Origin of the sequence: Candidatus Nitrotoga sp. BS (assembly GCF_927797785.1) — a bacterium.
In the GTDB taxonomy this organism is placed as follows: domain Bacteria; phylum Pseudomonadota; class Gammaproteobacteria; order Burkholderiales; family Gallionellaceae; genus Nitrotoga.
On record NZ_CAKMLL010000046.1, the window covers coordinates 1 to 14633 of the forward strand.

The window sequence follows — 14633 nt, forward strand, 5'->3', positions numbered from 1 at the left end:
AAGAAAAAACCTGAATTATTCAAGAAGCGCGTTTATAACCAGCCGGGACTTGACAAATTAGGTTAATTTCGCCTGGCTTGGTGGAGGGTTTTGCAAGAAGCTCTATATTAAAGCTGCCACATTTCTGCAGGATTAATTAACTTGCGGCCTTTTTTAGAGGCTCGATTATGCTGAGCCCATATGGCATATAAATCTGAATACTAAGTCTTTTGAAATCTTAACGGCGCATTGAATCGAAGAAATCAGCGTTGTTCTTAGTCGCTTTAATTTTATCCAGCAGAAATTCCATTGACTCCAACTCATCCATTGGGTAGAGCAATTTGCGCAATACCCAAATTTTTTGCAGAAGATCCGACTTAATCAGCAATTCTTCTCTGCGAGTACCGGAACGGTTGATGTTAATGGCCGGGTAGATGCGTTTCTCTGCCATGCGCCGGTCAAGATGAATTTCCATATTACCGGTGCCCTTGAATTCTTCGTAAATCACATCATCCATGCGAGAACCGGTATCCACTAGCGCCGTGGCGATAATGGTAAGTGAGCCGCCTTCTTCAACGTTACGAGCCGCTCCGAAAAACCGTTTAGGGCGCTGTAGAGCATTAGCATCAACACCGCCAGTAAGCACTTTGCCGGAAGACGGCACAACTGTGTTGTAGGCACGCGCCAGCCGCGTGATGGAATCCAGAAGGATGACCACATCCTTCTTATGTTCAACTAACCGCTTGGCTTTTTCGAGCACCATTTCTGCGACTTGGACGTGGCGCGTAGCAGGCTCATCAAAGGTAGATGCGACCACTTCACCGCGCACGCTACGACTCATTTCAGTTACTTCTTCGGGACGTTCGTCGATAAGCAGAACAATCAGATGTGCATCCGGGTTGTTTGCCGCAATGGAATGGGCGATGTGCTGCAACATCACGGTTTTGCCAGACTTGGGCGAAGCTACCAGCAACCCACGCTGACCTCTGCCAATGGGAGCAACAATATCAATGATGCGACCCGTAATATTTTCCTCGGCACGGATGTCTCGTTCCAGTGTCATTTGCTTAGTTGGGAACAATGGTGTCAGGTTTTCGAACAGTATCTTGTTCTTCGTATTTTCCGGAGCTTCGGAATTAACCTTGTCCACCTTTACTAAGGCAACGTAACGCTCCCCTTCTTTGGGAGTGCGGATCTCACCTTCGATCGAATCTCCAGTATGTAGATTGAAACGACGGATCTGGCTAGGACTAACATAAATATCATCCGGTCCCGCCAAGTAAGAAATGTCCGGCGAGCGCAAAAAGCCAAATCCGTCAGGTAACACTTCCAGTGTACCTTCACCGAAAATACTCTCACCCTTTTTTGCCTGGTTTTTTAGCAAAGCGAAAATCAGGTCCTGCTTGCGCATGCGGTTAGCGTTGTCGATCTGGTTTGTTGTTGCCATGCCAACCAGCTCAGTAATGTGTTTAGTCTTGAGGTCAGATAAATGCATATAGGAATGAATGATATTACGAAGTTGAAGGAACCTGCTCAGGGAGGTATACGGTTCGCACGCGGGATGCCGCTTGCCTTAACTATCTTGAGTATCAGTGTTTGTGAGTATGGTACAGCAGGATCTGCCAGCAATGAAAATACCGGCGGATAAGTCTAAATGATTTCAATATGGCTGTCAATAAATGCGGTGAGCTGCGATTTTGATAACGCGCCGACTTTAGTTTCCGCGATATTTCCGTTCTTGAACAACATGAGCGTGGGAATACCACGAACAGCATATTTTTGTGGAGTTTGCTGGTTTTCATCTACATTCATTTTGGCTACGGTCATGCGCCCAGAATATTCCTTAGCGATCTCTTCCAGAATCGGAGCGACACTACGGCATGGGCCACACCATTCTGCCCAGTAATCTACCAGCACGGGTAACGGTGCTTGAAGTACATCAGCTTCAAAGGTGGCGTCAGTAACATAACGGATGTGCTCACTCATGAATAATCTCGCTTTATAATTTAGAAGTTAAAGATACAATTGATTTAATGTAAAACAGAGTGAAGATGCGCCACAGAGGTTAGGGATGCATCCTAACTAAAAAAAGACAAGATGTGAAGGTGTTTGCGTATATTTTGTCACTAGTGTCCGGTTAAATTGAGACATCCCGACTGGGAAGCCTCAATTGATGGAGGTTCCAAAGGGCTCATGGATGTCCAGATTTGAATTTTAGCTTAAGTATTTGCGATACTTCCAGGTTTATGCAACTGGGGGTGACCAATGAACGTGGGCAAAACGCTGTTTGCGCAAGTCATGGAGTACGTGCCGTGGAAGAACTTCGGACGCATCATCGAACGGCACAATGACGACGCGGGTGTGCGCACCCTGGACTGCGCCGATTTGTTTCGGGTGATGGTTTTCTCGCAATTGATCTGGCGCGAGTCCTTGCGCGACATCAAGGCATGCCTACTGTCCAATCAAGCCAAGCTGTTTCTATGGGGTTGAAGAGCGCGCCAGCTCGTACTACGCTGACGGATGCGCTGAACAATCGGGACTGGCATATATATCACGCACTGGCTATGTGACTGATATTGCGAGCCAGAAAACTTTACGTCAAAGAACCGCTGGCCGTCGATCTCGACGCCACGGTTTACGCGCTGGATGCAACCACCATCGATCTTTGCTTGAGTCTGTTCGACTGGGCGCCGTTTCGATCGACCAAGGCGGCGGTGAAGATGCACACGCTGCTAGACTTGCGCGGCGCGATCCCTGCGTTCATCCATATCAGCAACGGCAAGATGGGAGACGTCAATGTACTCGATATATTGCTTATCAAAGCTGGTGCGTTTTACATCATGGATCGCGGGTATCTGGATTTTACCAGGCTGTACAAGATGCATCAGGCGGGTGCTTTCTTTGTAACTCGAGCGAAACGCGGTATGAACGGCCATCGCGTGTATTCGACCAAGACCGACAGGACCACAGGGGTGATTTGCGATCAAATGATTGCGCTGGACGGATTTTATGTGTCGAAGGGCTACCCCGAGCAGTTGCGGCGCATTCGATACCAAGACCCCGTGACAGGCAAGACGCTGGTCTTTCTGACCAACAACACGGCCTTTGTCACCCTTGACTATCGCCGCGCTGTACAAGAGCCGCCGGCAAGTGGAGCTGTTCTTCAAATGGATCAAACAGCATCTGCGCATCAAGCGTTTTCTGGGCGCGAGCGAGAATGCGGTGAAGACGCAAATCTGATGCGCCGTGCCCACCTAAGTGTTGATCGCTATCGTCAAAAAACTTCAATTGAATGCCTCGCTCTACACTTTGCTACAGATTTTGTCTATGTCTGTTTTTGAGAAAACTTATATTTAACAGGCCTTGCAGGTCGATGCCACCAGAACTATTGCAGCACCCGTCAATAACCAAATGAATTTGTTCGATTATTAACCGTACACTAGTGATATTTTGTGCAACTTTAATGTGTATCGCGTGTCAATCCGTTTTACCATCAAAGAGTGCTGTCTGTAGCCTGTCTCACGTTTTCCCCCTATTTTACAGTCTTGCTATGTTAGAGATACCTATCGTGGGATAGGCGGTGTGATGGAGGGTTTACGGGAATGGCAATCCATGAGCTGTTCGAATAGTGCCTACCAATATTCATGGCAGACTCTGAGGAAAAACCAGAAGACTGCGGGTACCGCTTTTAACCGTTGAAATTGGAGACGCCATTCATTTCATTGCTCGAAATCCCTTGCCAGTCCTGGCATCTGGCGATACACCCCTTCATTTAACCGGACACTACTGATAAAATTAAAAACGACGAAAAATTACTTTATAGTTTTTTTAATAGCTAGAGTAGGATGCACAAATCTAATTTTCACTAACGCTAGGAGCATGATCATGAAAACCGTTACTCCCCTGCCACTGGCAGACGGTGTGGCTTCGCTAGACAACCCGAGTACGCCAACCCAGTCCCGATATGTAATTTCGCCGGACGGCAATGAAGTCACTGACAGCACTACCGGCCTGATCTGGCGGCGTTACGCAGAAGGTATAAAGATCATTAACAATGACTGTAGTGGGAACGCGACCGCTTTTAACTCAGATCAGGCACAAAGCTGGGCTAAGAACGAAGCCTTAACCAGTGGCAAACCTTGGCGCCTCCCTAGTCTAAAGGAGCTGTCAGGCATCGTGGATCCTAGCTGCTGTAACCCGGCGATTGATACGGTCGCCTTTCCGGGAACGCCAGGGTCTCCTTTTTGGTCAGCTCCGCCTGCGGCTGGTGAGTCTTCTTATGCTTGGGGAGTCAATTTCGATTATGGCTATGTGGATTATGGCTCGGAGCATAACAGCGCTGGCTATCGGGTGCGCTTAGTGCGCTCCAGCGAATAATTTGGCGCATAGCGATTAGGGTATTTAAGGTCAGCCAACACCACTATCAAATACCCACCTCGCTGCATTTTCGCCCGAAGACTTATTCCACCACTGATTATAATTATCAATCAAGGTTTAAACCATCGGCTTTAGCCGGTCAGCTTTAGCTGCGGCAATATGCCGCACGAATGGAGGTGTGGTATGGAATACAGATACGGCAGTCATACGGTGTTTCAAATTGAGTAGCACTTTGTCTGGGTAACGAAGTATCGCTACAAGGTGCTGAATGGAGAGGTGGCGGAGCGAATCCGAGACTTGGTGGGAGGGACATGCGAAGCCTTTGAAATTTGGATCGTCAAAGGTGTTGTGAGTAAAGATCATGTACACATCCTCGTGAGTTGTCCGCCTACCACGGCACCCAGAGAGATCATGAGGCGAATCAAAGGGCGCACATCGAGCAAGCTGTTTGAAGAATTTCCGCACCTGAAAAAGAAATATTGGGGCATGCACTTTTGGGCGAGAGGGTACTTTTATGCCACGGTAGGCCAGATGACGGAAGCAATGATAGAGTAATATTTGAGCATCATTTTGAGCCTAAGCCGAACGATGGTTTTAAAATGGAACCCGATTAGGACGCGTCGTTTAGGCGACGCGTATCCGGACTTTAAGTCCGTAATTCAAACCCTCCGGCTTTAACCGATGGTTATTTAGTTTAGAATTAATACCATTGAATTATACTTAGACATGATACCTAAGCAGTAATAATTTGCTCCAGAACATGTGCCATGTCTTTGTGCCAATCTGGGAGAACCAGACCAAACGTTTTTCGCAATTTTTCACTATCAAGCTTGGAATTGGACGGACGCGGTGCAGGTAATGGATAGTCGGTGCTGGCGATTGCTTCAATTGCAGTCGACTTTAAGCGTAATTCAATTCCTAACTTTTCAGCATAAGTAATGACGTATTTGGCATATTCGTACCAAGTGGTCTCACCAGCGGCAACCAAATGATATATGCCATAGGGAAAGCTTTCTCGATTCACTTCGTTCCAATATCGGGCAATAACCTGAGCGGTCACATCAGCAATTAAATGTGCCGATGTCGGAGCACCATGCTGATCAGCTATTATGCTGAGCGATTCCCGCTCTTTAGCGAGCCTGAGAATCGTCTTGGCGAAATTCCCACCGTGCGCGCCGAATACCCAGCTTGTACGAAATATCAAATTGCGGCAACTAGCTGCTGTAATTCCACTTTCGCCCGCAAGTTTACTTGTACCATAAACCGACTGAGGGTTTGGGATATCGTCTTCTACATACCAACCAGACTGGAGACCATCAAACACGTAATCAGTCGAATAATGCACGATCAATGCGCCTACAGAGGCTGCCTCTTCTGCGAGCACACTGGGTATAGTGGCATTAATCAGGTAAGTAATTTGCGGTTCGCTTTCGGCTTTATCTACTGCGGTGTAAGCCGAAGCATTCACAATAATATCGGGCCGTAGCTGACGCACAATCTCTCGTACTTGCGATAAATCAGCCAAATCGAAATCTTGTCGGCCAAAGGCATGTACCAAGCCCAAAGATGACAATGTTTTTTGCAGTTCGAAGCCAACTTGGCCATTCTTACCAAATAATAAAACAACAGGTTTCTGCAACATCATCATTAGCCCTATTTATTCAGAAATTATTTAATATAAAAATAATTATAAATTTTTACAGCAAGCAGCTAGACAGTACATTACCCTGTTCCTGGCCAAATAACCGCTGCTCATTATTGACTGAAGATGGCGCATGAATATTTCCCTTATGAACTGGTATGCATCATGTGCTTACACCTCACGAGCAGCAAATAAGCTTCATGAATTCGCATGTTACCTGCACAAAATTCATTAAAGATCAGGTTACCGCCGCCAAAAATGCGGGGTGAAAATAATCAGCACGGTAATTATTTCAAGGCGCCCGATCAGCATGGCCACAGTGCATACCCAAGTCTGAAAATCGCTCAATACCCCATAGTTGCTTGCCGGACCCAATATCCCCAAAGCAGGACCAACATTGTTGATACAAGCAACTATCCCAGAAAAAGCAGATAAAAAATCCAACCCACTTATCACGAGCGCAAAGGTCAATACAACTACACTCATGAAGTAAAGAAAGATAAAGCCCAGCACCGAGAACACTATGTTGTCGGCCACTACGCGGCCACCTATTTTTAACGGATTTATCGCGGCCGGATGTAACAGCTTAAGGAACTCACGCCCTGCCTGCTTAATCAGAATGAGCGTGCGAATCATTTTAATACCACTACCGGTAGAGCCGGAGCTGGCTGCAATACAACTTAAAAAAAGCATCCACAGCGGCGCAAATATGGGCCAAAGGCTAAAATCTGTACTGGAAAAGCCACAGTTAGCCGCAATCGATACCAAATTAAAGCTAGCATACCTCAGCGCAGCCCAGAAACTCGGATAAACATTCTGCCACCATAAAAATGTACCAATGGCAAAACAGCTTACTACTAGGATGATAGCAGTGCCAAGGCTCTCAGTATCAAGCAAATAGAGTTTCAGATTTTTTTTTCGCCATACTCGAAAATGTGTCGCAAAATTCATTGCTGCCAGCAGCATGAATATGGTCATCACTAATTCAATAGTGGAAGAGTTAAAATATCCAACACTAGCGTCATGCGTGGAAAAACCTCCCAGCCCCACCGTAGTGAATGCATGACAAATAGCATCTAGCCAAGACATTCCTGCCAAGTGCAGCGATATGATGCAAACCACCGTAATGCATAAATATACCAGCCACAAATTACGAGCTGTTTCTGCAATGCGCGGGGCAAGGGTGGTATCTTTCATCGGACCGGGCATTTCCGCCTTATATAATTGACGACCACCGACACCCAGCAAGGGCAAAATTGCCACCACCAATACGATAATACCCATACCTCCTAGCCAGCTTAATTCGTGCCGCCACAAGTTGATGGCGGGCGGCAAAGCGTCCAATCCAGTCAACACGGTTGCGCCCGTGGTTGTCATGCCAGACATCGTTTCAAAATAGGCATCGGTGAAAGACAAACCATTGATCAGTAGCAATAACGGCATCGTGGCAAAAGCAGGCATCGCCGTCCACATCATCACTACTAGGAAATAGCCGTGCCGGATAGAGAGTTCACCTTTGTTATGGCGCGTAAGCAGCCACATCAGGCTGCCCACCGCAAGAGTCATTACCATCGCCAAGGCAAAGTCTATCAATGTGCCATCGTGATAAATATACGATGTAAAAATAGGCAAGATATACGTGATGCTGAACATGACTAACATCATGCCAAGCGCGTGAATAAGGGTCAGCAAGCGTTGCATTAAAAGAACCCTATGCCGACCTGGAACAATCTCTCAACCTTGCTGATTATCTTTTTGTTGATCACGAATACGATGACATGGTCGTCCGCCTCAATCACTGTGTCGTGGTGTCCCATGATCACCAGCTTGCCCCGCACTATCGCACCGATAGTCGCACCCTTAGGCAGCTCAATTTCATCAATGCGCCGCCCCACAACTTTAGACGAATGTCGCTCGCCATGCACCACCATCTCTAGCGCCTCTGCTGCTCCACGCCTAAGCGCATGCACCACTACCACGTCGCCTTGGCGCACGTAGGCCAGCAACGAGCCGATCGTTACGTGGGACGGTGACAGTGCAACATCTATCTTCCCGCCCTGCACCAATTCGACATACGAACTGCGGTTGATTAATGAGATGACTTTGCGCGCTCCCCCCTTCTTTGCTAGCAGCGCGGACATAATATTGTTCTCATCATCATTAGTCAGAGTACAGAATACATCCACATCGGCTATATGTTCGGAGGCTAGCAAATTCTCATCGGTTCCATCGCCACAAAGCACCAGCGTCTGGGTCAATTCAGCTGCCAGGCGCTCACATGCCTTCTTGTTATGTTCAATAAGCTTAACCTGATAATCACGCTCCAGTGCTTGCGCCAGCCTACGTCCTATATTGCCCCCACCTACAATTACCACGCGTTTAGATGGCTTATCCATATGACACCATTCTTTCAACACCGTGCGGATATGTTCGGTTGCAGCAATAAAGAAAACCTCATCGCCTGCCCTTATCACCGTACCACCTTCTGGAATAATTGGTCTATCATGGCGAAAAATTGCCGCAACCCGGGTGTCAACATTGGGCATATGTGTATGGAGGTAACGCAATTCCCGCCCAATCAGCGGTCCGCCTTCAAATGCCTTGACCGCAACCAGAGACACCCTGCCATTAGCGAACTCCAACACTTGCAGGGCTTCTGGAAACTCAATCAATTTATTGATGTAATCAGTGAGTATTTGTTCAGGGCAAATGGAAAAATCGACACAAAAATTTTCAGCACTAAATATTTCGGGATGTTCCAGATAATTTGCGGCGCGAATGCGCGCAATCTTGGTCGGGGTGTTATACAAACTGGCGGCAAGCTTGCAGGCCACCATGTTAACCTCATCGCTTTGCGTAACGGCTAACAACATATCAGCATCTGCAATTCCAGCCTGCTCCAGTACAGAAGGGTGGGACGCATTTCCCACCAGGGTACGTAGATCAAAGCGGTCTTGTAGCAGGCGCAGTTTTTCCGCGTCAGTATCAACTATGGTTATATCGTTGTCCTCTCCAACCAAACTCTCCGCTACTGTTGAACCAACCTGCCCAGCTCCGAGTATCAATATCTGCACGTCAATCGCCTTTTATGATGTCCAACTCATTTGTAACCGCCTGACGTGTGTTGGCCATAATGCGTTACCGGCATAAAACATACAGGCTGTTGCGGCTCAAATTGGATTTGCTGCTTACAAACTTGGCCTCTATCGTCTCTGTACAAATATCTCAGCCGCACAGCACGGGAAATTTATGTGCCTCAGCTCAATGGGCCATACTCAATTCTGCGGAATGAATTCAGGTTTATACTTCGATTTTCCATTTAATAGAACAACCCATGCTGGGGATCTGCTCTAGCGGACCCTTGCCAGTTTGCGCCACTTGCACCATAGCATTGAACAAATCACGCGGCACATGCGGTACTGCCTCCTTGCGTGAGGCATCCAGTCGACCACGGTATTGCAATTCCAGATGAGCATTAAACCCGAAGAAATCTGGCGTACATACCGCTCCGTAATCTTTAGCAACTTGCTGTGTCTCATCCCATACATAAGGAAATGGATAAGCGTATTGCTGGGACACTTTCTGCATATTCTCAAGTGAATCTTCTGCATATTCTGCAGAATCATTTGACATGATGGCAATGCTGTTAATGCCATGCTGCAACAATTCGTGTGTATCCCTCACAATGCGATCACGGATGGATTTTACATAGGGGCAATGGTTGCAAATAAACATCACTAACAGTCCATTCTTGCCACATGTGTTTCCTAGGGTGTAACGCTTCCCATCCACACCCAGCAAGTTAAATTCATGAGCCTTCCGGCCAAAATCGCAAACAGGTGGCTGCAAACTCACCATTTAATCTCTCCTTAACAACAGTTTTCGGGGGGTGGGAGGGCAAATCCCAAGCGAAAAAATGCAACATAGTAATATATTTATGATGCTGTTTGAAATAAAAGCCGTCCGACATTAATAACCACGTGGGTCACTTGAACCTGGCTAACTGTCATTGGCAGATGTTCAATTCCACGCAACCATATCCTGCTCCTCTTGCGAGAAGCAGCCAAAATCGCAGCCCTTGAGCAAGAATTGGCACAGCGAACGATCGACTGACCGTTTTATGGCCAGATACGCTTGCGCATAGCCAAAACTTTTTGCCGCAGAACCGTCATTCACACCCTCGCTGAGACTGACTTCCCAATGCCTTAAGATCCAGCCGACCTTCAAACTCCGGTGGCCGGTATGGATACTGACCATCTTCGGAATATGCTCTCCTCTGTTATAACACCACGCTCGCGGACGACATTCGGCATGTCCAGACCGACCGCACAACCAGCAAATCACTATGGCACGCAGCTCCCCGCGCACTATCGCGTAGATGGCGGCGCAGATTGTTTAGTAAAAACATTGCTGAAGGGCTTCCAAAAAACATGGCAACTAGTGTGCCAGCAATCTGCTTAGGTGTGAATAGTCAACTTGCAGATAGCAGGTAACCTTCCCCCTTCCCCCTTCCCACTGCCTAGTGTCCAGTCGCAGTTTGCGCTCAAAGCCCGTAAAAACCAAAATTTATCGTGTCTATTCCGGGAGTGACTCGCAAGTTCAATTGCAAAATTATCACCCCTAAGCCAGTCGTCACGACCCAAATGCGCCTGCACGCGTTTTAACAACCAGCGATTGCAAGTTGAGCTTCACTCCATCAATTTTGAATCCTTGGTTACCGGAAAAACATCATGCGCGTCTAGTTTGGAACTATGTAAAACTGCGGAACCACTAAAGCATATATGACGCCATCAAAACACGACAAGGTTGCGCAGTGCGAAGGAAATCAAACTGTCATCAAGGCAAAACAGCAGTGGAAGTAAACGCCTCCAGCACGGATGCGAAGCCAACGGTCACGAAGAGGGGAGGCGGTGGGTTTCGTCTGGCCTGCAACACCCAGTTCTCTTCGGGCTGTGACAGCCAAGTCATTATTGGCGTGGATGGTGCAAGCTGTGGCAACGATATGGGTCAACTCGCACCGATGAGTGAATGAATACAGAAGGGTTGTGTATGTATGCCCAATTAGTGGCTTGTGAACGGAGGTTATTCCAAGCACAAACAGATCGTGCGGTATCAGACAAAACCACGGTATACGCGCCGGTTTCGGATGCAAAGAGATCAAAAAAGGTCAACTGATGACGTTGACAAAGCAGATAAAATCATCGAGAAAATCATTGACAAGCACACCCCCGAATGGGAATTAACGATAAGGTATCAGGAAAATAGAAAAGCGGCTTCTCGCAAAATTTGATTTCAGAGGTATCCTGTAAATAATTAGCCACACAGACACTGCCTGCAAACTATAATTGCACATCACTTTATCTATGTAAATTTATGAATAACTCAATATCCCATTTGTGGGTTGCGTTCCTGCTCGCAGGCTTTACAAACCATGCTCTTGGCGCAGATGTTTCATCAGTACCAGCCTCACCTGTAGTGACACAAGTTACTCTACCTGCCGCTCTGCCATCTGTATATACGCGCCGCCAAGCCAGACGCGCAGCTCCCCATGCAGTAATTAGCTTAAAAAATCCATCGTTCAACCCTGACCAGCACGGCAAGATAAATGGCTGGACAGCGATTGAGCACGGCTCAGGCAATTCTTATACCTTTGTGGCTGATCCAGAAAATGCACTTTCTATGCCGAGTAGCGTGCGAATTAAGCGCCAGGGCTCTGAACCTTATGGTTTGCTCCAACAATCGATCGGCGTCCATCCCTCATGGCACAACAAGACAGTGCGGCTCTCTGGCTCGCTTAGAGGCGTGGACATCAACGGAGCTGGTGGCGCATTCGTCCTTCGTGCAGATGACGGAAGTGGCCAAATCTTGGCCTGGAATTTCATGCAAAATTCCCGCGTGAAAGGCACGCAAGACTGGAAAAGTTACACTGTCGAATTAAAAATCCCACCTTCTGCTTATTCTCTAAAAGTCGGCGTAATGCTGGAAGATGACGGGACACTGTGGGCAGATAACTTGGCCATCGAATTGATAGATTAATTCGAGTAACGCCGTATTGTGTCGAAGCGGGGTAAGCAGGCAAGTGGCAAAACGACTGCTAGTAAAATTGCGATTTTTAGAAGCGTCCTTTATAAACAAGCGGGACTTGAAAGTTAGGTAGGTACGCTCTTGATCCTAGCAATGCGTATTACCTCGTGTATCCCACGCAGGCCGCGCATCACGTTGGCCAAGTGTGTTCGGTCGCTCACCTGTAAAGTGAAGTACAGCGTAGTGTAATTACCTTCGTTGGTAAAGTGGACGTTTTCGATGTTAGATTCGGCACCGGCAATCACTGCTGCCACCTTGGCCAGGACGCCACGCTGATTAGCTACGATCAACTTAACACTCACCTCAAAGGGTCTGTTAATGTGCTTGTCCCAAACCACATCCAGCCATTTGTCCATGCCGCCGCGTCCCTTGCATAACAAAGGACAGTCATGTGTATGAACTACCAATCCTTGGCCTTTCTTTATAATGCCGATAATAGGATCCCCTGGAATTGGCCGACAGCATTTAGCGAACTGTACTGCCATACCTTCCGTGCCAAGGATAGTAATTACGCCACTGAATGCGGGATGTTCTTGTGTACCGGCCTCTCCAATACGTGCAAGCTGACGTGCAATAACCATGTCGTGGCGGCGTCCCAGAGCAATGTCAGCAAAGATTTCTTCGCGCGATTTTACACCGGTATCCTTAAGCAGCTTTTCCCATTGGTTGCTGTCAATATCATTTTTATTAAGTCCAAGTGAAGTTAGAGCTTGGTTCAGCAGGCGTTCCCCAAGTGCGGAGGATTCATCAAAGTGCATTGTTTTGAGTGCATGGCGAATGTGGCTGCGCGCCTTACTGGTGACTACATAGCTGAGCCATGCGGGATTGGGGTGAGCATGTGTCACGGTAATGATTTCCACACGGTCGCCATTTTTCATCTCGGTACGTAATGGTGCCAGCTCGAAATTTACTTTGACAGCTACACAGCGATTGCCAATGTCAGTATGCACGCTGTAAGCAAAATCCACAGCAGTTGCGCCACGTGGCAGCGCGAGAATTTTTCCTTTAGGTGTAAACACGTAAACTTCATCCGGAAATAGATCTACCTTCAGGTGCTCAAGAAATTCCACCGAATCGCCGCTTTGGCTTAAGCTTTCCAATAAGCTTTGCAGCCACTGGTGGGTTTGCTTGTGCAGATCATTGAATGATGTTTGCGTGGTCTTGTATAACCAGTGCGAGGCGACACCAGCCTCTGCGACTTTGTGCATTTCCTGAGTGCGAATCTGAACCTCAATCGGGGTACCATATGGCCCAAACAGGGTAGAATGCAGAGACTGATAGGCGTTTGCTTTGGGTATAGCAATATAATCTTTAAATTTTCCTGGAATCGGTTTATATAGAGCATGTAGCAATCCCAACACCAAGTAACAAGAGGGCACGTCATCCACCATCACACGAAAACCATAAATGTCCTGCACTTGGGAGAAGGCAAGTGATTTTGCCTGCATTTTCATATAGATACCATATAGATGTTTTTCTCGCCCTTGTATTTGGGCAGTGATGTGATGCTCATCCAGGCGTTGGCGAATGGCTTCCTGGATTTTTCCTACAACCTCACGACGATTACCGCGTGCAACTTTGAGAGCCTTGGACAGAACTTCATAGCGCTTGGGATACAGATGCTTGAAGCTCAAGTCTTCCAATTCATGATAGATGGCATTGAGACCCAAGCGGTTAGCAATGGGTGCATAAATTTCCATAGTCTCGCGCGCGATGCGTTCGCATTTTTCGCGAGACATCGATTTTAACGTGCGCATATTATGCAGACGATCGGCCAATTTAATCAGAATGACGCGCACATCACGCGCCATCGCTAATAGCATTTTGCGGAAATTTTCCGCCTGTGCATCCTCCTTGGTCTGAAATTCAATCTTGTCAAGCTTACTCAAGCCATCAACCAGTTCGGCTACCGATTTGCCAAATATCTTGGCTACTTCTTCATTACTGATATGTGTATCTTCCACCACATCGTGCAACAATGCAGCCATGATGGCTTGCGGATCAAGATGCAGCGGGGTGAGAATTCGAGCAACCGCGATGGGATGCGAAATATAGGGCTCACCGGACCTGCGTAGCTGACCTTCGTGTGCCTCGCCACTAAACTTAAGTGCCTGTCGGATCTGTTCGACATCCTTAGACTTCAGGTAGGCGGAGACCTCCTGTAAGAGAATTTCGGCGTCGGACATACATGCACCTCCAGAATTTAGATTTGCGAGCATTTGCTATACAGATTATCTGCTAAAGTATTCGTCCAAACTGCGTACTTGATTTAGGTCACCTCTAAAATCTAATTTTGCGAGCAGCCGCTTTGCGACTTGTCTGCTTATCCCGTTTCGCCACAACACGGCGTACTCGAAAAAAATTATCACTTCATATCAATAAGAAGTCGCGCTAAAATTACTCACTCTTGCCTACCGTCTAATAATTTAGCTGAGCAGATCCATTTGGTTATCTATTGGTCTCGGCTACAACTTTTACTTATTTGACCGCTAAGTAATTTATAACATATCTTTCTAGGAAAACAATTAGGTTCTGAATATGAATATTTAAT

General features: G+C 47.2%; 11 protein-coding genes and 2 pseudogenes. 5 read left to right on the top strand and 8 right to left on the bottom strand.

The genetic code is table 11. The features are described 5' to 3' along the window. Nucleotides 1-217: 217 nt before the first annotated feature. Both rho and trxA read right to left on the bottom strand, forming a co-directional pair. Entirely contained in the window at nt 218-1474 is a 1257-nt protein-coding gene (gene rho / locus MJ769_RS04805; protein WP_239234776.1) for a transcription termination factor Rho, read from the bottom strand. Nucleotides 1475-1629: 155 nt separating this feature from the next. Then, complete coding sequence (gene trxA, locus MJ769_RS04810; RefSeq protein WP_239234778.1) at nt 1630-1965, bottom strand: thioredoxin TrxA; 336 nt, start codon at nt 1963-1965, stop codon at nt 1630-1632. Nucleotides 1966-2244: 279 nt separating this feature from the next. On the opposite strand from trxA, the pseudogene MJ769_RS04815 reads away from it, so the two are divergent. The 3 genes and pseudogenes from MJ769_RS04815 (at nt 2245) to tnpA (ending at nt 4970) form a co-directional block, all read left to right on the top strand. Next, nucleotides 2245-3411, top strand: a pseudogene (locus MJ769_RS04815) (IS4 family transposase). Between the two features lie 453 nt (nt 3412-3864). Then, complete coding sequence (locus tag MJ769_RS04820; protein ID WP_239234780.1) at nt 3865-4356, top strand: Lcl C-terminal domain-containing protein; 492 nt, start codon at nt 3865-3867, stop codon at nt 4354-4356. A 183-nt stretch (nt 4357-4539) separates the two neighbouring features. Next, nucleotides 4540-4970 (top strand): annotated as a pseudogene (gene tnpA / locus MJ769_RS04825) (IS200/IS605 family transposase). A gap of 119 nt (nt 4971-5089) precedes the next feature. Here tnpA and rfbD read toward each other — a convergent pair. From rfbD to MJ769_RS04850, 5 genes are all read right to left on the bottom strand, one after another. Beyond that, nucleotides 5090-6004, bottom strand: a complete 915-nt coding sequence (gene rfbD / locus MJ769_RS04830; protein WP_239234782.1) for a dTDP-4-dehydrorhamnose reductase — start codon at nt 6002-6004, stop codon at nt 5090-5092. Between the two features lie 237 nt (nt 6005-6241). Continuing rightward, nucleotides 6242-7699 (bottom strand): TrkH family potassium uptake protein, encoded by a 1458-nt coding sequence (locus tag MJ769_RS04835; protein ID WP_239234783.1) that lies wholly within the window; start codon nt 7697-7699, stop codon nt 6242-6244. Next, nucleotides 7699-9072: a Trk system potassium transporter TrkA gene (gene trkA / locus MJ769_RS04840; RefSeq protein WP_239234785.1), complete on the bottom strand. Its 1374-nt coding sequence runs from the start codon at nt 9070-9072 to the stop codon at nt 7699-7701. Before trkA ends, MJ769_RS04835 begins: the two co-directional genes overlap by 1 nt. Nucleotides 9073-9298: 226 nt before the next feature. Further along, on the bottom strand, nt 9299-9856 hold the full coding sequence (locus MJ769_RS04845) for a thioredoxin family protein (protein WP_239234787.1): 558 nt from the start codon (nt 9854-9856) through the stop codon (nt 9299-9301). Between the two features lie 162 nt (nt 9857-10018). Continuing rightward, the gene (locus MJ769_RS04850; RefSeq protein WP_239234788.1) at nt 10019-10255 is read right to left on the bottom strand and encodes a hypothetical protein; all 237 of its coding nucleotides are present in this window, start codon (nt 10253-10255) and stop codon (nt 10019-10021) included. Nucleotides 10256-10850: 595 nt separating this feature from the next. Between MJ769_RS04850 and MJ769_RS04855 the strand changes: the two genes are divergently transcribed. Both MJ769_RS04855 and MJ769_RS04860 read left to right on the top strand, forming a co-directional pair. Then, complete coding sequence (locus MJ769_RS04855; protein WP_239234790.1) at nt 10851-11030, top strand: hypothetical protein; 180 nt, start codon at nt 10851-10853, stop codon at nt 11028-11030. A 341-nt stretch (nt 11031-11371) separates the two neighbouring features. Further along, nucleotides 11372-12034, top strand: coding sequence for a hypothetical protein (locus MJ769_RS04860; RefSeq protein WP_239234792.1), 663 nt, complete (start codon nt 11372-11374; stop codon nt 12032-12034). 113 nt (nt 12035-12147) lie between these two features. On the opposite strand, the gene MJ769_RS04865 is transcribed toward MJ769_RS04860, so the two are convergent. Then, nucleotides 12148-14268 (bottom strand): RelA/SpoT family protein, encoded by a 2121-nt coding sequence (locus tag MJ769_RS04865; RefSeq protein ID WP_239234794.1) that lies wholly within the window; start codon nt 14266-14268, stop codon nt 12148-12150. Nucleotides 14269-14633 lie beyond the last annotated feature (365 nt).

What these genes read in the sequence shown, in the direction of transcription:
- MJ769_RS04845 (WP_239234787.1), bottom strand. Translation starts at nt 9,856, where the DNA reads ATGGTGAGTTTGCAGCCACCTGTTTGCGATTTTGGCCGGAAGGCTCAT.
- trxA (WP_239234778.1), bottom strand. Translation starts at nt 1,965, where the DNA reads ATGAGTGAGCACATCCGTTATGTTACTGACGCCACCTTTGAAGCTGAT.
- MJ769_RS04820 (WP_239234780.1), top strand. Translation starts at nt 3,865, where the DNA reads ATGAAAACCGTTACTCCCCTGCCACTGGCAGACGGTGTGGCTTCGCTA.
- MJ769_RS04835 (WP_239234783.1), bottom strand. Translation starts at nt 7,699, where the DNA reads ATGCAACGCTTGCTGACCCTTATTCACGCGCTTGGCATGATGTTAGTC.
- MJ769_RS04860 (WP_239234792.1), top strand. Translation starts at nt 11,372, where the DNA reads ATGAATAACTCAATATCCCATTTGTGGGTTGCGTTCCTGCTCGCAGGC.
- rho (WP_239234776.1), bottom strand. Translation starts at nt 1,474, where the DNA reads ATGCATTTATCTGACCTCAAGACTAAACACATTACTGAGCTGGTTGGC.
- MJ769_RS04850 (WP_239234788.1), bottom strand. Translation starts at nt 10,255, where the DNA reads ATGGTCAGTATCCATACCGGCCACCGGAGTTTGAAGGTCGGCTGGATC.
- MJ769_RS04865 (WP_239234794.1), bottom strand. Translation starts at nt 14,268, where the DNA reads ATGTCCGACGCCGAAATTCTCTTACAGGAGGTCTCCGCCTACCTGAAG.
- rfbD (WP_239234782.1), bottom strand. Translation starts at nt 6,004, where the DNA reads ATGATGATGTTGCAGAAACCTGTTGTTTTATTATTTGGTAAGAATGGC.